Genomic DNA, 20,346 nt, shown 5'->3' on the forward strand with positions numbered 1-20,346 from the left:
CGGACTAATGTGCGATTGGTGATTTCATGACAAGACCCGACCTGAACCTGCTGGTTACACTGGACGTCCTGCTCCAGGAAGGCAATGTCACTCGGGCGGGGGAACGGTTGAACCTCAGCCCCTCTGCGATGAGCAGGGCGCTTGCCCGTTTGCGCATGACGACGGGCGATCCGCTGTTGGTCAGGGCCGGCCGTGGGCTTGTTCCTACGCCGCACGCGCTCGAGCTGCGCGAGCGCGTCGGTCAGCTTGTGCAGGAGGCTGAGGCCGCACTGGGGCCGCCCGAAACGGTCGACCTCGCCGGACTAGTCAAAACGTTCACCCTGCGCACCAGCGATGGGTTCGTCGAGAGCTTTGGACCCGACCTCGTCAGCCGGGTCTGTGAGAAAGCCCCCGGTGTTCGGCTGCGCTTCATGCAGAAGGTGAACACGGATGTTGCTTCCCTCCGCGACGGCACGACTGACCTCGAAATCGGCGTCGTCGACAAGACGAATGAGGTGCGCACTGAGCCGCTGTTCACGGACCATTTTGTCGGCGTCATTCGGATGGGGCATCCCCTGACCCGTGCCAGGATCACCCCCGTGCGGTATGCGTCGGGCAGTCACATCCGCGTCTCGCGGCGCGGTGTCGAGAGAGGGGCCATCGACGACGCGCTCAGGCCGTATGGAATGGAACGACAGATCGCCGTGATTGTCGGCGGTTTTGCAGCTGCACTGGCACTGGCTCGGACGTCAGATCTGATCGCGACTGTTCCCGAACGGCACACCAGTAATCTGCGCGCCGATATGCACACGTTCCCCCTCCCGTTCCCGACACCGGAGATCACAGTCTCGATGCTCTGGCACCCGAGGCTGGAGGTCGACCCGGCGCATCGATGGCTCCGTGCCTGTGTCCGACGCGTCTGCACGGACAGTGACGTCGGGGTGACGTTGGCCAGCCCCAAGGCTCTCAGCTAAGAGATCACCACACGTGGGGATTGCTCGATCATCATCATGCTCCGTAGGTTTCAAACGTCAGCCAACTCGGCAGGCATCATTTTAAACGGAATCAGGATCCTCGCATTATGAAAATGCTCACGTTCGCTCCCCGCACAGCCGGGGAAACCGGCTCCACCGAAACCATCGTCTTCCTCCACGGCGGGAACGTGGCCGGCTGGATGTGGGGACAACAAGTCCCAGCATTCCCCGAATACCGCATCCTCGTGCCCGACCTACCCGGTTTCGGTGCGAGCAACCATGTGGAGTGGAGATCGATCGAGGCGACAGCCGATGAGATCGCCACTCTGCTGCCTGACGAAGCGCACATCGTGGGGCTCTCACTGGGCGCGAGCATTGCCCTGCACCTTGCGGCCAGACACCCTCGAAAAGTCGCGAGCCTCTTCCTCGCCAGCGCCCAGGTCGCACCGCCCGCCAGACGCGACGTCATGATTGGGCGCCTGATGCTTCTGCTCTGGAATCAGCGCGGCTTCTGGACGACCCAGGCTCGAGGCTATGGTTTGACCGGCGACGACGCGGAACTGTTCGTCACGACCGGTCTCGGGATAAAGCGGGAAACGGCTCGCGCAATTCTGGACGAAGTCGCGCTCGGTATTCCCTCCGTCCTCCTCGAAAGCGTGACCGCCCCAACGATCTCAGTGGCAGGAGGCGCCGACTCCGCCGCGATCGTGCGCGCCTCGCTCGACCGAGTGGCCGCGGGTATCCGGGGCAGTATCGTCAAGACGGCCCCGGCGCTGCATCACCAGTGGAACATCGAGAATGTCGAGCTGTTCAACGACTCCGTGCGTGCCTGGCTAGTCGGCCGGGAGGCAGCAGCAGGCCTCACGGATGCGAACTAGCCGGGTCCAGGGCCACAAGCGGTCGCGAGACGCCCCGACCGACGGAAGGGCGAAAACAGATCGCGTCGGACCGCGCATTATGTCGACCTCGGACGTGGCCGCAAGGCTCAGACCTCCTCCCCGGTTCCGCCACGAGTGACCCTCCCGATTCCCTGTTCTCACGGGAAGGCGAGGGGGTTCATCCGTTTCTGAGTGGAAGCTTCCTCCGACGTTTGCGCACCCGGATCGAGCCGGAAGGGCGGGTATTCGTCGCGCAGAAGCGCGACGTAGGCAAGCACGCGGTAGATCCAGCGGTTGATGCCCATGAGCAGGTCAAAGAGAACCCGGGGGTACTGCGCCGTTACCAACAGGAAAATGCCGGCGACCACGGCAAGCAGGTTGAGCACCGAGTATCCGCCGGCGGGCTGAAGACCGGCCCCCTGGCCGCTGCCGGCGGTCCACGGGTAGTACAGGATGTTGGCCATTACGAGCGCGACGATGACCAGGTGGGGGGCGGCCAACGCCCACTTGATCAGCACCAGACTGCGGGAGAGGCGTTCTGGATAGTCGACATCGAAATCGGCCGGATAGTCGGTGCGAGCCAGGGTGAACGGTGGGTAGCGGTCGGTGCCCATGGCGGCATAGACGTAGAAGCCGACGCGCCAATTCCAGCGCAGCACGCCAACGTTGAAATCGAAGAGGGGCCGCGGGTAACGGCCGGTAAACAGGATGGCAAGGCCGGCGACCACTGTGGTGAGTAGGAATGCCAACCCGAGGAAGGCCAGCACCACGAAGTGCGGAATGGCCAGGAACATCTTCACCAGCCAGAGCCAGCGTGAGAGTTCTGGATCGAGCTCGCCGCTCAGACGAACGGGAGCGGTGGGATGTGCTGTCGTCGTTGTCATTTCGTTCCTTTTTTTGGGGGTGTGGAGTTATCAGGGCCACCCGCGGCTCGCATTGGAGGTCTTGCGCGTGCGTGTGGGCCTCCGTGAGGAGTGTCATTCCGGCTCCGTGACTCGGAGCACGTTTGCGCTAACCGACAAGCGGGGTCGCCGGCTGGCAGGCCTGGCGCGCCGACGACGGATGACGTATTCGGCAACCGCGAGGTTGATCACCCAGGCGGCGCCCATGAACACGGCTCGGGAGAGCTCGCTGGTGGAGCCGAAGATGATCGAACCGGGGATGAGAACGATGGCCTGGGTGCCGGCGCCGACTCCGATCGCGTAGGCGCGGGTCATCCACTCGCCGTGTCGGGCGAAGTCCCGTCGCACAATTTCGCGGACACCGAGAAGGATACTCACCACCATGGCGGTCCCGAAGACCAGCCGGAGCACCACGAGGATCGGACCGTCCCCGGGCGGGTGCGGGTAGAAGACCGCCATCCACATTCCGGACAGGGCGGCGACCAGGCCCGCGGGAATGAGTATCTGTCCGACGATGCGATGCCAGCCGCCCGTGCGGCGACGTAGCGCGGGAACGAACTGGAACGCCCCGAGCAGGCTGAACAGGGTCACGGTCAGGATGTGCGTCACGACCGGCACGGGGGAGTCGAGGAACCGGGAGTTCTCCGGGGTGGCGATGGCTCCGCCGGTCAGCTCGGTGAGTCGCGCCGCCCCCGCTAGTGCCGGAATGAGACTGAGGAGGATGAGCCCGGTGGGCGCGAGCCACTGCGCCCCTGGGACCCTCGCCCCTGGGCCCCTCCCTCGACTGCCGCTCGTTCGCGTGCCGAGTGGTCCTTTAGTGCCTGTTTGCATGGTGGCGTTCTTTTCAAAGTTCGGGTTTGCCTGGAAGCGTGGGACTCAGGCTGCCGGTGAGCACGTTGACCGCGATCAGCGTCACGCCCAGGTTGCCGACACGTCTCAACAGCCCGTGCAGCGCCGCCTGATCGATGATCTGGCCGGTAAGGGTGGTCGTTCCATCCCGCTCGCAGGTCAGGGTGAAGCCCTCGAACCAGTCGCTCCACCTTTCGTCCAGCTGCCCCAGGAGGCGGATCTCGTACCGCTTGAGTTCACTCATCGTTCTTCCTTTCTTGTTGCACGGGACTCGTTGGCTCAGACCGCCGTCGTGCGGTCGAGGCGAGAGCCGTGCCCGTCTGACAGTGTCTGTGCTCCCACTGTGCGCTGGTCTGACCAGAGGGAGTAGCCGAGCCAGATCAGGGCGAGGCCCATGGGGATGGCGGCCATCCGTTCGAGCGTGTGCGGAAGGAGCGCTCCCGCAACCGGCGTCACCGCGGCCGCGACGATCAGCAGGATGCCGGCTCCGCGCGATAGAACGCGGGCGCGGACGATGGCAATACCGAACAGCAGGGCGCCGCCGATGTAGAGCAGGCCGCCGACCAGGGGCAGCGCGGCGAGGGGGCCGAGATCGGTCACGGCCGCGCTTCGGCCGAATAGGCCGACGAAGGACACGGCGAACTTCGGTGCGTCTGCCGCGACCAGGGGCGCGATGAACGCTTCGGCGAAGACGAAAGCCGATTGGAGGATGAAGAAGAGCCCGAACATCGCGTAGGCGATCAGACCGAGGAGGCCGACTTGTCTCACTTGGCGAAGGTAGATGCCGGTCAGGCCGATCAGGCCGAGCACGGCCATGCCGAGGCTGAGGCTGTGCACGGTCACCCAGTTTTGGGTGGTGAGGGAGGCGACCTGGTCGGCGGGATGGATGAACTGGATGCCGATGTAGATCAGCCCGGATAGTGCGGCGGCGATGCCGGCCGCGCGGGTAAGAGTGGTCGTCGTGATGCTCATGGTTGCGCTCCTGATTTTCTGGGTTCCCCAGGCGGAAGCCTGACGATGACCCGAATCTACGGAGGCAGGTGGTGACTCGGCATCACCCTGTGTGGTGATAAATGTGGTGATTGTGCCAGGCCTGGCTTCTAGATCAGGCCAGGTGACTCGGCCCGCCGCGCGGCTGCCGCATGCTGTAGACGTCGAGCTTGCCGAAGATGTGTCCGGGGTGGCTGTGCAGAGTGCTCTTGTGGTTACCGGTGACGTTGATGTGTTCCCAGCCGAGCGGGGGAGAGGTGCGGTAGCGCTCCTGCTCGAAGGAGCGGTCGCGGATCTCGCCGAGCCGGTTGAAGAAGACGGCGCGGGCGAGGGCGTTGCGGACTTCGCCTTTGTTCAGGCCCGCGGTGGTGCGACGGCGCAGATCCGGGCTCTGGAGCCAAACCTGGTGCGTTGGAGGCGGCCGAGTTCCCGGAGTGCCCGCGCGAGTCCGTTCTGCCGGGTATACGTTCCGAGTTTTCCGGAGCATCAGCGAGGCGCTACGGGGCCTGTATTGATCGACGCGGCCATGCGGTGGAATCCTCGCCTGATGCTTTCGCACTTGGAGGTGGTCTCGTGCCAACCGCCCTGCTGGAGACGAAGCTCGACGTCCCGAGGTCGAGACTTGGCCTGGTGCCCCGTCCCCGACTGATCGAGCGGATGGACCGCGGAACCGCGTCGAAGCTGATGCTCGTCTCGGCACCGGCTGGCTTCGGCAAGACGACGCTGCTGGCCGAATGGCTTGCGGCAGGATCAGCAGCGCCGGCCGACGAGCGGTTGGTCGCGTGGCTGTCGCTCGCCCGGGCCGACAACGATCCCGCAACTTTCTGGATCTATGTGATCGCCGCGCTGCAGAAGATGGCAGGCGGGGTCGGCGGGAGCGCGCTGGCACTCCTCCAGTCGCGCCGAGCGCCTCCTATCGAAACAATGCTCACCACGCTGCTCCAGGACTTGGGCGCTGTCTCGAGGGACATCGTGCTGGTGCTTGATGACTCCCACGTCATCGACGCGCGCGACGTGCAGGACGGGATGGCGTTTCTGCTCGACCATCTGCCTCCGGGGCTGCACATCGTGATCGCCAGCCGGGCCGATCCCGCGTTGCCGCTGGCCCGGTTGCGAGTGCGCGGCGAGTTGGTCGAGACTCGCGCGGCCGAGCTGCGCTTCACCGCTGATGAGGCCGCGGCCTACCTCAACGAGATGATGGGCCTGCAGCTGACGGCGCGGGACGTGGCCGCGCTCGAGGCGCGCACCGAGGGTTGGATCGCGGCGCTCCAGTTGGCGGCGCTCTCGATGCAGGGGCGAGACGACATCGAAGGCTTCATTGCCGGCTTCGCGGGGGATGATCGTTACGTTGTTGACTACTTGGTCGAGGAGGTGCTGCAGCGTCAGTCTGACCGTGTCCGGACCTTCCTGCTGCAGACCTCTATCCTGGGCCGGTTGAGCGGTCCGGTGTGCGACGCCGTCACCGGGCAGGGTGGAGGCAAGGCCATGCTGGAGGCGCTGGATCGAGGGAACCTGTTCCTGGTCCCGCTCGACGACCGCCGCCGGTGGTATCGCTATCACCATCTCTTTGCCGACGTGCTGCGCGCGCGTCTTCTGGACGAGGAGCCCGACCAGGTGCCGGACCTGCACCGACGGGCCAGCGCGTGGTATCAGCACAACGGCGAACCGGCTGTGGCCATCGATCACGCTTTGGCCGGAGGGGATTTCGAGCGTGCGGCGGGCCTCGTCGAGCGGGCGGTGCCGACTATGCGCCGGGACCGACGGGAGGCCACACTGCGTGGCTGGCTCGAGATGCTTCCCGAAGATCTCTTTCACGACCGCGCCGTGCTCAGCATCAGCTATGTTGGGGCGCTTCTGGCCACCAATGAGATCGAAGGTGTCGAGGCGCGCCTGCGGGACGCAGAGCGGTGGGTGGATGCGGCCGCGGACAGCCGCGCGGGCCCGGAAGTGCGCTCGGCCCAGGCGGTCGTGGTGGACGAAGAGGAGTTTCGCCGTCTTCCGGGGTGGGTCGCCGTCTACCGGGCGGGACAGGCCATGGCGCTCGGCGATGCCTCCACGACAGTGACCTACGCCCAGCGGGCTCTCAACCTCCTCGATGAGGACGATCTTTTCGGGCATGGAGCGGCTGCTGCGCTGATGCGACTCGCGTCCTGGGCGAGCGGGGATCTCGAGGCTGCGTATGAGGCGTATGCCGATTGCACGGCACGTCTGCAGAAGGCCGGGCACATCTCCGACGTCCTTGGTTGCGCGGTCGCGTTGGCGGACATCCGGATTGTTCAGGGACGTCTCGGCGACGCGATCCGCATCTATGAGCAGGCCCTGCAGCTTGCCCCTGAGCAGGGCGGGCTGGTTCCGCGGGGAACAGCGGACATGTACGTGGGGATGAGTGCGATCCACCGCGAGCGGAACGACCTGCCCATCGCCAGGCAGCTCTTGCTGCGAAGCGAGGAGCTGGGCGAACATCACGGGTTGCCGCAGAACCGATATCGCTGGCGGGTGGCGATGTCTCGCATCCAGGAGGCCGAAGGAGATCTGGGTGGTGCGCTCGGCCTGCTCGACGAGGCGGAGCGGGCGTATGTCGGAGACTCTTTCCCGAATGTGCGGCCGGTTCCAGCGCTGAGGGCGCGGGCGAGGATCAAGCAGGGGAAGGTGGATGACGCTTTCGCCTGGGCGCATGAGCAGGGCCTGTTCGTTGGTGACGAGCTCAGCTACCTGCGGGAGTTCGAGCACGACACCCTGGCCAAGGCGCTCTTGGCGCGGCACCGGGGCGAGAGTGCGGAGCGCTCCCTGCCTGCGGCTAGCCGACTTTTAGAGCGACTCCTGCTGGCCGCGGAAGAAGGAAAGAGGACGGCTAGCGTCATCGAGATCCTGGTGCTGCGGGCGCTCGCGCACCAGAGGCTGGGGGAGATCGCTCTCGCAGGGATGCCGATGTCGGCCTATCCCGCTTGCTCGCCGGATACTCGTGGTCCTGGAAAACCAAGACCGACAAGACCGCCTTTGACATTGAGCTGGAAGGCTGTCGGCTCCGGTGGAAAAGCACGCAGACCGACTGGACTGCCTCAACGAAATCCGTGGACGAAGTGGGCTCGATCCACACCGTTCAGGGGTATGACGTCAATTACGCCGGCAAGAAATACACAGACGACGAGCTCCAATGCCGTATCACGAACATCTACGTGGTTCTGCTGACTCATGGCCTCCGGGGGACCTACGTATACGTGTGCGATCCAGCATTTCGGCCTATCTGCGGGGCTTCATACCGATCGCTGTGTAGCTGGTCTGGACTCCCCGTTCTGGGGTGTGCGCCCGGTGTCCGACCAATCTTTGCCTCCGGTAAGTTTCTAATAGGCATGTCTGCACTCTCGTTGAGCGCGTTGAAACTGGGGGATCAGATGATGAAATTTGGCAGGCAAAAACCGGAGCCGACGAAGGCTCCTATCGGCACGCCATTCACCGCCAAAACGAAGTGGTCCAAGCCGACCTTCAGCATCTGGATCCTCGGCGGCATGGTCGCCTTCTTCGCTCTGATGTACGCAATCGTCGGTGGATTCCCCGCAGTTCTCGTCATTCTCGGAATGGCTGCCCTGGTGACGGGCGTGTACGCGATCTCTGGTCGCCGACCGTGGGCATCTGTATCAGCCCGCAAGACAACTGCGATCGCGCTGACTGCCAGCCTTGCCCTCTTCATCTCCGGTGGGGTCGCTGCTGCGGCGCCAGGTGCAGTTAAAACTGCTGTCGCCGAGCAACCCACGGCAGGCGCGACACCGAGTGCAACCCCAAGCCCAACCCCCATCCCGACAACAACACCTGGAACGGAATTCTCTGAAGAAGCACCGGTTGACCCCTCGACAGTCTCCGCTCCGAATGAAGCCGCATCAGTCGTAACCGCTGACTCCAGCTCCACCGACACGACAGCGCTCTCGCTCCTCGCGACCATCCCCGTGAAGGGCAAGGCGGCCAAGACCGGCTACGAGCGCACCGGCATGTTCGGCTCCGCCTGGATCGACGTGGACCGAAACGGATGCGACACCCGCAACGACATCCTTGCCCGGGACCTGAGCCCTATCACGAAGTCGGGAACCTGCCGGGTGATGACCGGTTACCTCGTCTCGCCGTACACGGCCACGTCGATCGCCTTCGTGCGAGGTCAGGTTACGTCAGCTCTCGTGCAGATCGACCACGTGGTGGCTCTGTCGAATGCGTGGCAGACGGGTGCTCAGCAGCTCACTCAAGCTCAACGTATTTCTCTGGCAAACGATCCCCTCAACCTCCTCGCCGTCGATGGTCGGTCCAACGCTCAAAAGGGCGACGGCGACACCGCAACCTGGTTGCCGTCGAATAAGGCGATCCGCTGCGGCTATGTTGCTCGTCAGGTGTCCGTCAAAGCAACTTATGGTCTGTGGGTCACTCAGGCTGAGCACGACGTTATGACCCGCATCCTCGGTGCCTGCGCGGGTGAAATGGCGCTGACGTCCTCGTTCACGCCTGCACCGGCTCCGGTTGTTGTTGCCCCTCCGGCGCCAGCTCCGGCCCCTGTCGTCGTAACCCCTGAACCAGCTCCGGCACCAGCACCAGCACCTGCCCCGGCACCTGCACCAGTCGAGGTCTACTACGAGAACTGCGACGCTGTGCGCGCTGTGGGAGCGGCACCGCTCTCCGCGGGATCGCCGGGCTTCCAGACCAAGTTTGACCGCGATGGGGATGGCATTGGCTGCGACACCTGATGATCGGCGGATCACCGCGCAGGCCCTAACAATCCTTCACGTCTCTCGAGCCGGCCGCAGTGGCACGCGAAGCCGCGGCCGCTCAGAAGGCCGCGGCTGACGCTGTCGCAGGCAGCAACCTGGTAGTTTCATCAAACGGTACAAAGTTGTTCTAATGCTGGCCCGAACCGCACCAAACGAGGGCAACGCCGGAAAAATCGCTATCGCTTGCGAGTGGGCGCCTCCGATTAAGACGAGGACCGCTCTGCTGGCGCACATGGCAGAGAACTATTGGCTGACATCCGCGAGGCGTCGAGTGTCACGACGTCGCGACGAATCGGTGCCCGCTACTTTTTGTCTTTCTTGTCGTCCACTATTCCGCCGAGGAGGCCGCCAATCGCTCCACCGAGGACGCCGCCAGCGGGCATGCCCAGAAGCGATCCGATACCGGCTCCGATGCCCGCGAGGCTGGAACCGTAGTTCACTCGAGCGATCGTGACCGTCGTCGATCCTTCGGGATTCTCCGAGATCTCGAACGATCCGACTGCTGCGGACGCCACGACCAGCGCGACAGGGCTGGCTTTGCCGCTTGCGGCCAGTTTGCTGTATATGTCCCGCGACTGGAAGTACGCCCGCTGGGCATCGGCTTTTGGCTCGCCTGCCTCGTAACCGATTTTGTACAACTCCAAAAGCGTTTGCGGTTCTTCATCGGTGATCAGGCCGCCCGTTTCCAACCGGTTCGGGATCGCTTTGTGGTTGCTGACCACATCGCCCTTGTTCGCATCCATGATGCGCCTGGCCTCCGCGCGGCTGGCGTGCATCAGCCCTGCGATATCGGTTCCGAGGTACGTCGGAGTGTCCATCGTGCGCCTCCTCTAGGCGTTGCTGCTTACGTTGTGCGCTCAGTGAAGCGCTCTCGAGTGACACCGACTAGGGACCAAAATTGGCTGCGCGCACCGACCGCTACGGAAGGTTGTATGGCCCGGGGACTGCCCTGACGCTACGCTCGGATTCGCTCCGGAGAAGGCGGGAGATTCCGGAAATGATCGCGACAACGATCAGACCCAGAATGAGCCCGAACACGGCCGACAGCGCGGTGTCACTGACCCAGACGACCACGGGACCGGCAGATTCGATCGCCTTCATCACGGCGTTCAGCACATCGCAAAGGCCGTGCCAGAACGTGTCGGCCAGGTTGATGATCACCAAGTGGCCACCGACCCACAACATGGCGACTGTTCCGATAATGCCGATTACCCGGAACACGGCCGGCATTGAGCGCACAATGCGCGCACCTGTGCGTCGCATCCGTCGTGCGGGTTCTTCATCAACGCCAGTCCGACATCGTCGATCTTGACCAGCAATGCGACCGCGCCGTACACGAGCACTGTCAACCCAGGGCGCGAATGCGGTCAGGAGCAGAGTGATCGGAATGATGATGACGAACTTGTTGACCAGGCTGCCCAGTGCGATTCAACAGCGGCGCAGTCGTAGCGGCCACGTTGACGATGAGCGCAGTGACGTGGAGCGGTGGGCCAGCGTCATACGGGGATAATGGTTTCGAGTGCTCCGGTTTCGGAGCGTTACATCACGGAGTACATCGTCGAGAGGCTCACGCATGAGCGAGCAACCGAGCTTCCGAGTCCGACGCCTCAACAAAAAGCATCGGGCGGCCTTCGTCGCGTTACTCACGGAGTTCCCGCAGGCCGCAGTCGATGACGCGCCTGAGGTCTATTTCGATGACACCATTGAAATGCAAGTCGAGTCTGAGGCCTTCGCTTTGGTCGCCGAAACCGAAGACGGCCCGCTTCTGGGCGCTATCGTCACCGAACCGGACAGCTACGTTGACGAGAATCAGCTCAACGAAGACTCCACCGACGACGATATTGACGATGCGATAGTCAGCGACCACGGCACCGCAGTCATCGAGCTACTGATCGCCAGCGGCTCCGAGGAGGTGTGCAAGGCGCTTCTCAACACTCTCACGCCGGCCCTCACCAACCGCGGTTTCGCTCAAGTGCATGCCAGCGTGCCACCAGACCTTGCCGATGTGTTCCGCGGTCAAGGCTGGGTTGTCCTGCCGAAAAACACGGGCATCGCGTGGATGAGCATGGACGACTCCGAAGATCAGGTGCGCGACTATGAAGCGATCCCGCGCAGTTCACTTTCCGCGTTCCTCATCATCGACCCCAACGTGTATCTGTCCTGGCCGTACGACGCCCCACAAGACCCCGAAGATGACGATTCGCGCCAAGAAAACATCGCCAGGGGTATGGATGAGTTCGCAGCCCGGTTGGCGGCAGAAACACCCTCAGATGGCCTCTCGGAGAACACTCTCTGACGGAACGGCCGCCGGCCAGGACGCCCGCAGCCGCACCCGTTGACGAGCTGGTCGCAAGTTCGAAGCAGGATGGACGGTACCCGGAACATCCGCGGGATGGGCAAGATCAAGGCGGGAAAAAATGCACATCGCGCCCTCATCGCTCGTTCGTGTGTCGGGCACGGAACGCTCCGCTGATACGTTGACGGTATGAGCGATACTTCTGTCCGCGATGAGATTGCGGCTTTCATGGCAGAGCGGGACTGGGCGCAGTTTCATACCCCCGAGAATCTCTCGAAGAGCATCGCCATTGAAGCGGGGGAGTTGCTGGAGTGTTTCCAGTGGGGAGCGGATGCCGACACCGATCGAGTGCGGGGAGAACTGGCCGATGTGCTCACCTACTGCTTCTTGCTGGCTGATCGCATCGGCGTGGACCCCGACCAGATCGTGCGCGACAAGCTCGCGGTAACGGGGGAGAAGTATCCGGTCGACAAAGCGCGGGGGCGAAGTACGAAGTATGACTCCCTCTGAAATCAAACGGGTCGACTTCACCAGGGAAGCCGTCACGACCTGGGCGCCTCGCGACCATCGCAACACGAACTGGCCGGTTGTGTACGTCTTGGACAATGCGAAGGCCGGGCGCCAAGCGGCGCGTGGTGTCAGTCTCGACGACGTCTACGTCGGGGAGTCGCTGAACGCAGCAGCACGAATGCGGCAGCATTTCGATTCCCCCGAGAAGAAACACCTCCGCACAATCCGGGTCATTGTCGACGAGAGATTCAATAAATCCGTCTGCCTCGACCTCGAGTCCTACCTCATCCGGATGCTTGCCGGTGACGGCACGTACCGGGTCCTGAATCGGAACGACGGAATCACAGAGGCCGACTACTACGACCGCGATCTCTACCAGGAGACTTTCCGTGAGGTGTTCGACCAGCTCAGGCTTGACGGAGTCTTCACACGAAGCATTCCCGAGATCGAGAACAGCGACCTCTTCAAGCTCTCTCCGTTCAAGGCGCTGAGCCAGGATCAAGCTGTCGCCGTTGAGGACATCCTCGAGGGACTCTTTCAGGATTTTGAGGCCGGCGCCAGCAGCACCATCGTCATCCAGGGTGACCCGGGAACGGGCAAGACCGTCGTCGCGATCTACCTGCTCAAGCTGCTGATGGATATCGCGAAGACGACACCCGCAGAGGATCTCGACAGCGACTCCCTGTTCTCCGAGTTCTTCGTCGATGGCTATCGGAAACTGCTCGCTGGTAAGCGCATCGGGTTCGTCATCCCCCAGCAGTCGTTGCGAGAGTCCATCAAAAAGGTGTTCCGGAAGACCCCCGGGTTGAGCCCCGAGATGGTCCTGACTCCGTTCGAGGTGGGGCTCTCGGACGAGCACTTCGACCTGCTGATCGTTGACGAAGCCCACCGTCTCAACCAACGTGCCAACCAGCCCTCAGGCATGCAGAACAAGAAATTCCGTGACATCACCGAGAAACTCTTCGGCTGGGACGATGGGGGCAAGACCCAGCTCGATTGGGTCCGCGCGAAGAGTGATCACCAGATCTTTCTGCTCGACGCGGCGCAGAGCATCCGGCCCGCCGACGTACCTCCCGAACTGCTCGCCGCACTCGTAAGCGATGCGCGACGCGCAAAACGCCACTATCCGCTGCTGTCGCAAATGCGGGTGAAGGCTGGTTCGGACTACGTCGATTACGTCCGACGTGTCCTGGGGACCGCATCCACCTCCGGGGTGCCGCAACCACTGACTCGCGAATGGTTCGATAGCTACGATCTACGCATGTTCGATAGCGTCGCCGAGATGCGTGATGAGATCCGGCGCAAGGATGCCGAAAGTGGGCTCTCACGTTTGGTCGCCGGCTACGCGTGGGAGTGGAAGACCAAGAACGACAAGACCGCGTATGACATCGAGATCGACGGCTGTCAGCTTCGGTGGAACAGCGTCGCGACCGACTGGATTGCCTCGCCGAAGTCTCTCGAGGAAGTCGGGTCAATCCACACTGTGCAGGGCTACGACCTCAACTATGCCGGAGTCATCATCGGTGAGGACCTGCGATACGACGCAGTCAAGGGCCGGCTAGTCGTTGACCGGGGATCGTACTTCGACAAGAAGGGCAAGGAGAACAATTCCCGCCTGGGCAAGATCTACAGCGACGACGACCTTCTCCGTTTCGTCAGCAATATCTACGCGGTTCTGCTGACCCGCGGCATCCAAGGCACGTATGTCTATGCCTGCGATCCTGCACTTCGGGCATACCTGCGGGAGTTCCTACCGAGCAACGAGAGAAAGTCCACTCACCGGGACGTAACGAGAGAATGAGGGCTGAATCCCGAAATTGCCGGGTTCGGAATTAGCAATCGGGCGGATGTCTTGTAAGCTCGCGCATAACAAGGGGAGTACTCCCGTCTGCGGTCGGCCCGTCAATACGAATGCATTGTTGCATTCCGGGCCGCCGGTTCTGTTTGATCAGAGCGGAGGAGACCTTGGTGCCATATCCACGCCAACCCCTTTGGAGATCCCTCATGCAGGTCACGCTCTTGATCTGGATCATCACGATCGCTGTCACGATCGCTTTCTTCGTCTACGAGTTCTTCGCCCACGTGCGCAAGCCGCACGAGCCCACCATCGGTGAGTCGGCTCGTTGGTCGGCGTTCTACATCAGTCTCGCGCTCCTGTTTGGCGTCGGCATCGGCATGGTCTCGGGCTGGACGTATGGCGGCGAGTACTTCGCCGGCTACCTCACCGAGAAGGCGCTCTCGATCGACAACCTCTTCGTTTTCCTGCTGGTCATGGGGGCGTTCGCCGTGCCGAAGGCGTACCAGCAGAAGGTACTGATGGTGGGCATCATCATCGCACTCATCCTGCGTGGCGTCTTCATCGCCGTCGGCGCGACCCTGATCGAGAACTTCTCTTGGATCTTCTACCTCTTCGGCGCCCTGCTCCTCGTGTTGGCATACCGGCAGGCATTCTCGAACCACGAAACCGACCCAGCCAATAACCGGCTTATGCGCTTCGTGCGCCGCCACCTCGCGGTGACCGACGAATATCACGGAGACAAGCTCACCGTGAAGATAAACGGCAAGCGGTTCGTAACCCCAATGCTCCTCACCATCGTCGCCATCGGCTTCATCGACCTGGTGTTCGCGGTCGACTCCATCCCCGCCATCTACGGGCTCACCAGCGAGGCGTACATCGTGTTCACGGCGAACGTCTTTGCGCTGATGGGGCTGCGGCAGCTCTACTTTCTCATCGGGGGTTTGCTCGAGCGCTTGGTCTACCTCGCGCAGGGCCTCGCCGTCATCCTTGCCTTTATTGGTGTGAAGCTCGTCTTCCACGCCCTGCATGTGAACGAGCTGCCGTTCATTAACGGCGGTCAGCCGCTTTTGTGGGTCCCCGAGATCCCGATCTCGTTCTCCCTGCTCTTCATCGGCGCCACGATCGCCGTGGCCACCGTGCTGAGCCTGGTCAAGACCCGCGGAAACCATTCAACAATCGAAACATCCACGCCGATCGATCCCTCAACCCGGAAGGAACACGCGAAATGAGCATAATCTCCAAACTCACCGGCCTCGCTCAGAAGGCTCTCGACAAGTCAGGTTCGTCGAACCAGAGTGCGAACGCTGGCCAGAGCGACTGGCGCGCGATCGTTCGTAATGCAGCAGATGCGTTGACCGGAGAGGGCCGCACTGCTGAATCCGGCCGCGCCGACGGCGGACCCGCTACCGAGTCTCTTCGATCCGCTTCAGCCGTGTCATCCGCTTCATCCGGGGCGATCGACAACACCGATCGGGCGGCGATCGCGCGCTACGACTACCTCCTACAAACCGCCGACCCGCACCAGATCGAGCAGGTGCACCGCGAGGCATTCGAGAGACTCACTCCGGCCCAGCGCGATCAGATCCAACAGCGGATGCGCGCAGAGCTCCCCGCCCACGTAGTGCCCCGCACCTCAGGTGCCGATGACCTCGCCCGGGCGGCCACCCGAACGGAGTCCAGCCGCCCCGGATTTCTCCGAGGCCTCCTCGCCCGCGCCGACGGCCAGGAGTCACGCTCGGGCGGGGGTATCGGCCGTGGAGCGCTGCTGGGCGGCGCCGCCGCGGGAGCCGGCCTCGCAGCAGGTGGTGTTCTCGCCGCCGTCGCCGGCGGAGCCGTCGTCACCTCTGTCGCAGGCCCCCTCCTCGAGCAGGCGGCGAACTTCGGAGTTGATTTCGACGCCTTGGCTAGCGGTATCGACCTCGAAGGCGTAACCGGGGGAGTGGACGAGTTCGCGGCCAGCGCGGGCGAAACCGTTTCGGGCCTTGGCGAGCAGGTGAACGAATTCGGATCCGACTTTAACCTCCCAGGGCTAGACGATTTCCTCGGCCGTTGAGCGTGAAACCACGTCGCCAGAATGCATAATCCGCAAATGTAATCCTCTGCGTGGACAACACGCACCCAACGCGGTCATGTCGCCGGCGGATAATGGACTGCGGGACAATGTTCGTGCCTGTCAGAACGTCCCCCTGCGGGTCTCCCACCTCGGAGAAGAACAGGACCGGCAGATGCGATATCGCACACTCGGCAACAGCGGCGCAGTCGTTTCGACCTACGCACTGGGCACCATGACCTTTGGGGCGGAAGCCGATGAGGAGATGGCCAACGCGCTCCTGGACACGTATGTGGGCGCCGGCGGCACCCTCATCGACACAGTGGATGTCTACAGTTCCGGAACCTCGGAGGAGATGACCGGGTCGTGGTTGGCTTCTCACCCGACCGAGAGGGAGCAGATCGGTCTCGCCACCAAGGGCCGGTTCGCCATGGGCGACGGCCCCAACGATCGGGGTACCAGTCGTCGGCACCTGCACCGGGCCCTCGACGATTCACTGCGGCGGCTCAGAACGGAGCACATCGACCTGTATCACATGCACGCCTGGGAACCGGTGACGCCGTTGGAGGAGACGCTGTGCTTTCTCGACGATGCCATCCGAAGCGGCAAGATCGGCTACTACACTTCTCCAACTTTCTCGGATGGCAGCTGACGAAAGCCGTGCACGTGGCGAAGGCTTTGGGCTTCACGGCGCCGGTCACACTCCAGCCGCAGTACAGCCTGCTCGTTCGCAAGATCGAATCCGAGATCGTGCCGGCGGCCCTCGATGGGGGTCTGGGGCTTTTGCCCTGGTCGCCGCTGGGCGGCGGATGGTTATCGGGCAAGTACCAACGCGACACCGATCCCACCGGCGCGACGCGGCTGGGAGCCCTGAGCTCTCCTGCCGTTTCCGACTATCCGTATGGGAGGGCACGGTCGCGCAACGCTTCCGCACGGTCGCCTTCTAAATGCGGAGTTCGGCAAACGCGGGTCACGTCACCGAGTCACGTCGGCAGAATCCCACGGCCGTTCGGAAACCGTGCGACCGACCATTATGGAACGTTGTTTGACCCGGTGACCTGCGTGACGCTTCGCTCGGATCTGCTCCCGAGAAGGCGAGAGATTCCGAAAACGATACCGACGATGATCAGACCAAGAATGAGGCCGAACACGGCCGACATCGCCGTGTCGGTGACCCAGACGACGACAGGTCCGGCAGATTCGACAGCCTGCGTCACGGCGTGCAGCACATCGTAGGGGCCGTGCCAGAAAGTCTCGGCCAGGTTCGCGATCACGAGGTGGCCGCCAACCCACAACATGGCGACCGTGCCGATGACGCCGATCACCCGGAACACGGTGGGCATCGAACGCACGATGCGTGCGCCGGTGCGTCGTACCCGTCGTTCCGAGTTCTTCATTAGTGACAGTCCGATGTCGTCGATCTTGACCAGCAGAGCGACGGCGCCGTAGACAAGCACTGTCATGCCGAGGCCGATGACCACCAACGCGCCGAGCGTGTTCCAGAGGCCAAAATCGGGGTCGAGGCTGGCCAGCGCGATCAGCATGATCTCGGTGCTGAGAATGAGGTCGGTGCGAATAGCGCCGAAGATGAGCTTGCCCTCATCGCGCGCTTCGGACTCGTCGCTGCTGTGATGCGCGCCAAACCATTCGGTGACTTTCTCCGCACCTTCGAAGCACAGATAGGTGCCGCCGAGGATGAGCAACCACGGCAACACCCACGGCGCGAACGCGGACAGGAGTAGTGCGAGCGGGATGATGATGACGAACTTGTTGAACAGGCTGCCCTGCGCGATGCGCCAGACGACGTGGAGCTCGCGCGCCGGCGAGAGCCCCTGAACATACTGCGGGGTGACGGCCGCGTCGTCGATGACGACGCCGGCGGTTTTCGCACTCGCCTTGAGGGCGGCGGTAAGTATGTCATCGACTACGGCGAGTAAACCGACCGACATCTGGTTCTCCTCGGGTGGGGCGTCGTCCTCGTGTTGGGCAACGGCAAGGGTCTCTAGAGTACCGTGGGGCCGGTGCCCCCGACCAGCGCCCGAAGCGGCGCATCGCGCTGCCGAGCTTCACGGCGGCCGCGATCCGCCGTCAATTCGCCCAAACAGGGCACGACGCCCCGTCGTATCCCTTCGCGACAAAGACGGGCAGACCGGGCAGCGTCAGCAATATTGTTCGGTTGCTCCGCACGTTCGTTGACGACAACGAGCACCCGCTGAGAGACGCTCGGATCGAGGTGGGGGAGTTCATCAGGCACATCTTTCGCCGGACCGCGACCACGCTCGTCGAAGCCCGCGCGGGCTTCATTCTCGCCCGGGCTTCTCGGGCTCTCGGTGACGTCCTGTGCATGTGCGTGCTGCGCGCCGGTAGGCCGTCTGTCCCGCAGCGCTCGGGACTAAATGAATGCAGAAACGGGCTCTCCTGACGTGACCGTGGGTCAAAGACGGCCGGGGAGCACTGGCCGTGGCCTGCTGTTTCTCGGTGCGGTTTTCCGGGTTCTTCCAGGGCGCGTAGCGGGCGTACGTGAGACCGGTCGCTTGGGCGCTGCTCCAGGGCGCCGGTCAGGAAGTCGATAAGTCTTGTTTCAGGTGTATACCTTGCGTTTCCAAGGAGCGTTCTGCGTCGGCTTTGTGGCTTGCGACCTGGGTGACGCTCGGGAGCAGGGTGCTGGAGAGTGCAGCCAGTGCCAGGGCAAAGATGGGCACCCAGATGCTCGCGAGGAAAGCATCCCGAAGAACAGTCGGCGTAAAGGTAACGCCAACGATGCCAAAGAAGACCACACCGATTACAGCTATGCCGATCGCTCCGCCAACCTGCTGGAAGGTGCCGAGTACCCCTGACGCTGCTCCGGCGTTGGCGATCGATGTTTGGGCGAGGGCAACGTCTGTCAGGGGCACGACCAGAAGGGTCAGCCCGAGACCGGCGAGGGCCATCGCCGGTATCAGATCGGTGCCGACGAGGGCGTTGGCCTGGGCTCCGATAATGTTCTGGATCCAGAGGTAACCGCCGATCTGGGCGATTGCCCCGAGAAAGATCAGCCCTTTTCCCAGACGTGGGCCGAGACGTACGGCGACGCCGCTACCGACGAGAGCGGCGAGGCTGAAGGGCAGAGTTGTCAGGCCGGCCTCGATCGCGGAGAAGCCGAGCCCGATCTGCAGGTAAAGCACCAGAATCAAAAAGAAACCTCCGATGGAGGCGCTAAACGAGAACGAGGTGAGCACCCCGGCCGAGTAGCCGCGGCTGTGGAAGAGGGAGGGTGGCACAAGGGCGGAGCCGGACTTCTTATCAAGCCAGTTCTGATACCAGATGAATACTGCCAGTAGCAGGGGGCTGGCACCGATCATGATCCAGATGCCGACCGGCCATTCGAGGGCGCGGCCTTCGATCAATCCATACACGAGCAAGAACAGTGCCGCCGAGATCAGTACGACGCCCAGCACGTCGAGTCGTACCCGCCTCGTGGCACGAGACTCGGGAATGCAGAGTGAGGCTGTGATGAACAAGACGATACCCACCGGAACGTTGATCATGAACACGCTCCGCCAGCCGAGCTCGAACGCGTTCTGTGAGATGAGGAGCCCACCGATGAGGGGTCCAGCGACGGCCGCGAGTCCGGAGATCGCGCCGAGGGCGCCGAATGCCCCGGCGCGTTCCTTCGGCGCAAACAGCACTTGAATGATCGAGAGCACTTGGGGAATCATGATCGCCCCGAAGGCACCCTGCACCAGGCGGGAAACCACGAGCATGTCGCCGCTCGTCGCAACCGCGCAGGACGCCGACGCAAGGGTAAACCCTGCTACTCCGATCAGGAAGAGTCGCTTCCGGCCGAAGATGTCCCCAAGTCGACCGCCCGTGGTGAGGAGGACGGCGAAGGTGAGCACGTAGCCCGACACGATCCACTCGAGCTGTGCTGGGGTGGCGCCGAGATCTTTCTCGATCGAGGGGAGAGCCACGTTGACGATCGTCGTGTCGAGCAGGTCCATGAAGGAAGCGAAAAGCAGTACAACTACAGCGAGCCAGCGGAGGCGCATAAGTCTTCTCTTGGGTTGGGGTGGCACCGAATTGGCCCGGTGGTTGACGGGTGCATCTTTCACCGTGACGATCGTTTCGGCTCAGAGTTTGGCGATCACGGGATTGAGGCGGTGAAACATGACAAAAAGATCGGGCTGTTAGCCGAGGGTGGCAACCGAAGAACGTTGTCTCGCGGTACTTCATTTTAGGCGCTCGGCGTGGCCATCACGTTGTCCTGACGATTGAATACCGAGCTGGTTCCGGGCGACCACTGCAGGGGCGCCTCCCAAGCTCGGTGCGGCCCTGCGTGTCAGGGTTGGGTGAGGCCAGCACCACCGGTTGCGTCTGTCTACCCCCAGGGGGT

14 protein-coding genes and 6 pseudogenes are annotated in these 20,346 nt (G+C 63.0%); 11 read left to right on the forward strand and 9 right to left on the reverse strand.

All coding sequences use genetic code 11. The annotated features are described in order from the left end of the window. Nucleotides 1-26: 26 nt before the first annotated feature. A complete protein-coding gene (locus tag IWX77_RS00715) occupies nt 27-953 on the forward strand; it encodes a LysR family transcriptional regulator (RefSeq protein ID WP_196842595.1) in 927 nt (308 codons plus the stop codon). 107 nt (nt 954-1,060) lie between these two features. Continuing rightward, a complete protein-coding gene (locus IWX77_RS00720) occupies nt 1,061-1,831 on the forward strand; it encodes an alpha/beta fold hydrolase (RefSeq protein ID WP_196842596.1) in 771 nt (256 codons plus the stop codon). A 158-nt stretch (nt 1,832-1,989) separates the two neighbouring features. On the opposite strand, the pseudogene IWX77_RS00725 reads toward IWX77_RS00720, so the two are convergent. The 5 genes and pseudogenes from IWX77_RS00725 to IWX77_RS00745 all read right to left on the reverse strand — a co-directional run. Further along, nucleotides 1,990-2,685: pseudogene (locus tag IWX77_RS00725) on the reverse strand (DUF4389 domain-containing protein); the annotation flags it as partial. A gap of 123 nt (nt 2,686-2,808) precedes the next feature. Further along, nucleotides 2,809-3,564, reverse strand: coding sequence for a DUF2306 domain-containing protein (locus tag IWX77_RS00730; RefSeq protein ID WP_196842598.1), 756 nt, complete (start codon nt 3,562-3,564; stop codon nt 2,809-2,811). A gap of 13 nt (nt 3,565-3,577) precedes the next feature. Beyond that, nucleotides 3,578-3,826, reverse strand: coding sequence for a hypothetical protein (locus IWX77_RS00735; RefSeq protein ID WP_196842599.1), 249 nt, complete (start codon nt 3,824-3,826; stop codon nt 3,578-3,580). A 35-nt stretch (nt 3,827-3,861) separates the two neighbouring features. Continuing rightward, entirely contained in the window at nt 3,862-4,554 is a 693-nt protein-coding gene (locus tag IWX77_RS00740) for a hypothetical protein (protein ID WP_196842600.1), read from the reverse strand. A 229-nt stretch (nt 4,555-4,783) separates the two neighbouring features. Further along, a pseudogene (locus IWX77_RS00745) lies at nt 4,784-5,103 on the reverse strand (Tn3 family transposase); the annotation flags it as partial. 1,260 nt (nt 5,104-6,363) lie between these two features. On the opposite strand from IWX77_RS00745, the pseudogene IWX77_RS17360 reads away from it, so the two are divergent. The 3 genes and pseudogenes from IWX77_RS17360 to IWX77_RS00755 form a co-directional block, all read left to right on the forward strand. Further along, nucleotides 6,364-7,473: pseudogene (locus IWX77_RS17360) on the forward strand (helix-turn-helix transcriptional regulator); the annotation flags it as partial. 44 nt (nt 7,474-7,517) lie between these two features. Beyond that, nucleotides 7,518-7,640, forward strand: a pseudogene (locus IWX77_RS17365) (hypothetical protein); the annotation flags it as partial. A 3-nt stretch (nt 7,641-7,643) separates the two neighbouring features. After that, nucleotides 7,644-9,296, forward strand: a complete 1,653-nt coding sequence (locus IWX77_RS00755) for a GmrSD restriction endonuclease domain-containing protein (RefSeq protein WP_327012039.1) — start codon at nt 7,644-7,646, stop codon at nt 9,294-9,296. Nucleotides 9,297-9,622: 326 nt separating this feature from the next. Here the strand turns inward: IWX77_RS00755 and IWX77_RS00760 are convergent, their stop codons facing one another. Together IWX77_RS00760 and IWX77_RS00765 are read right to left on the reverse strand one after the other, a co-directional pair. Further along, nucleotides 9,623-10,138, reverse strand: a complete 516-nt coding sequence (locus IWX77_RS00760; RefSeq protein ID WP_196842602.1) for a hypothetical protein — start codon at nt 10,136-10,138, stop codon at nt 9,623-9,625. A 100-nt stretch (nt 10,139-10,238) separates the two neighbouring features. Continuing rightward, a pseudogene (locus IWX77_RS00765) lies at nt 10,239-10,663 on the reverse strand (DUF808 family protein). 230 nt (nt 10,664-10,893) lie between these two features. Here IWX77_RS00765 and IWX77_RS00770 point away from each other — a divergent pair. The 6 genes and pseudogenes from IWX77_RS00770 to IWX77_RS00795 all read left to right on the forward strand — a co-directional run. Next, nucleotides 10,894-11,616: a hypothetical protein gene (locus tag IWX77_RS00770; protein ID WP_196842603.1), complete on the forward strand. Its 723-nt coding sequence runs from the start codon at nt 10,894-10,896 to the stop codon at nt 11,614-11,616. Between the two features lie 189 nt (nt 11,617-11,805). Continuing rightward, a complete protein-coding gene (locus IWX77_RS00775; protein ID WP_196842604.1) occupies nt 11,806-12,126 on the forward strand; it encodes a nucleotide pyrophosphohydrolase in 321 nt (106 codons plus the stop codon). After that, nucleotides 12,113-13,927: a DNA/RNA helicase domain-containing protein gene (locus IWX77_RS00780; RefSeq protein ID WP_196842605.1), complete on the forward strand. Its 1,815-nt coding sequence runs from the start codon at nt 12,113-12,115 to the stop codon at nt 13,925-13,927. Before IWX77_RS00775 ends, IWX77_RS00780 begins: the two co-directional genes overlap by 14 nt. Before the next feature lie 203 nt (nt 13,928-14,130). After that, nucleotides 14,131-15,153: a TerC family protein gene (locus tag IWX77_RS00785; RefSeq protein WP_196842606.1), complete on the forward strand. Its 1,023-nt coding sequence runs from the start codon at nt 14,131-14,133 to the stop codon at nt 15,151-15,153. After that, nucleotides 15,150-15,977 carry a hypothetical protein gene (locus tag IWX77_RS00790; protein WP_196842607.1) on the forward strand — a complete coding sequence of 276 codons (828 nt, stop codon included), beginning with the start codon at nt 15,150-15,152 and terminating at the stop codon, nt 15,975-15,977. The genes IWX77_RS00785 and IWX77_RS00790 overlap by 4 nt, the downstream gene beginning before the upstream one ends. 172 nt (nt 15,978-16,149) lie before the next feature. After that, nucleotides 16,150-16,841, forward strand: a pseudogene (locus IWX77_RS00795) (aldo/keto reductase); the annotation flags it as partial. A 164-nt stretch (nt 16,842-17,005) separates the two neighbouring features. Here IWX77_RS00795 and IWX77_RS00800 read toward each other — a convergent pair. Both IWX77_RS00800 and IWX77_RS00805 read right to left on the reverse strand, forming a co-directional pair. Then, entirely contained in the window at nt 17,006-17,923 is a 918-nt protein-coding gene (locus tag IWX77_RS00800; RefSeq protein WP_196842608.1) for a DUF808 domain-containing protein, read from the reverse strand. A 609-nt stretch (nt 17,924-18,532) separates the two neighbouring features. Next, entirely contained in the window at nt 18,533-20,002 is a 1,470-nt protein-coding gene (locus IWX77_RS00805; RefSeq protein ID WP_196842609.1) for an MFS transporter, read from the reverse strand. Nucleotides 20,003-20,346 lie beyond the last annotated feature (344 nt).

The sequence above is a fragment of the Cryobacterium sp. CAN_C2 genome (assembly GCF_015751745.1).
Lineage (GTDB): Bacteria > Actinomycetota > Actinomycetes > Actinomycetales > Microbacteriaceae > Cryobacterium.

Excerpts from the sequence above, each read along its gene's own strand:
- IWX77_RS00715 (WP_196842595.1), top strand. The coding sequence starts at position 27 with ATGACAAGACCCGACCTGAACCTGCTGGTTACACTGGACGTCCTGCTC.
- IWX77_RS00720 (WP_196842596.1), top strand. The coding sequence starts at position 1,061 with ATGAAAATGCTCACGTTCGCTCCCCGCACAGCCGGGGAAACCGGCTCC.
- IWX77_RS00730 (WP_196842598.1), bottom strand. The coding sequence starts at position 3,564 with ATGCAAACAGGCACTAAAGGACCACTCGGCACGCGAACGAGCGGCAGT.
- IWX77_RS00735 (WP_196842599.1), bottom strand. The coding sequence starts at position 3,826 with ATGAGTGAACTCAAGCGGTACGAGATCCGCCTCCTGGGGCAGCTGGAC.
- IWX77_RS00740 (WP_196842600.1), bottom strand. The coding sequence starts at position 4,554 with ATGAGCATCACGACGACCACTCTTACCCGCGCGGCCGGCATCGCCGCC.
- IWX77_RS00760 (WP_196842602.1), bottom strand. The coding sequence starts at position 10,138 with ATGGACACTCCGACGTACCTCGGAACCGATATCGCAGGGCTGATGCAC.
- IWX77_RS00770 (WP_196842603.1), top strand. The coding sequence starts at position 10,894 with ATGAGCGAGCAACCGAGCTTCCGAGTCCGACGCCTCAACAAAAAGCAT.
- IWX77_RS00775 (WP_196842604.1), top strand. The coding sequence starts at position 11,806 with ATGAGCGATACTTCTGTCCGCGATGAGATTGCGGCTTTCATGGCAGAG.
- IWX77_RS00780 (WP_196842605.1), top strand. The coding sequence starts at position 12,113 with ATGACTCCCTCTGAAATCAAACGGGTCGACTTCACCAGGGAAGCCGTC.
- IWX77_RS00785 (WP_196842606.1), top strand. The coding sequence starts at position 14,131 with ATGCAGGTCACGCTCTTGATCTGGATCATCACGATCGCTGTCACGATC.
- IWX77_RS00790 (WP_196842607.1), top strand. The coding sequence starts at position 15,150 with ATGAGCATAATCTCCAAACTCACCGGCCTCGCTCAGAAGGCTCTCGAC.
- IWX77_RS00800 (WP_196842608.1), bottom strand. The coding sequence starts at position 17,923 with ATGTCGGTCGGTTTACTCGCCGTAGTCGATGACATACTTACCGCCGCC.
- IWX77_RS00805 (WP_196842609.1), bottom strand. The coding sequence starts at position 20,002 with ATGCGCCTCCGCTGGCTCGCTGTAGTTGTACTGCTTTTCGCTTCCTTC.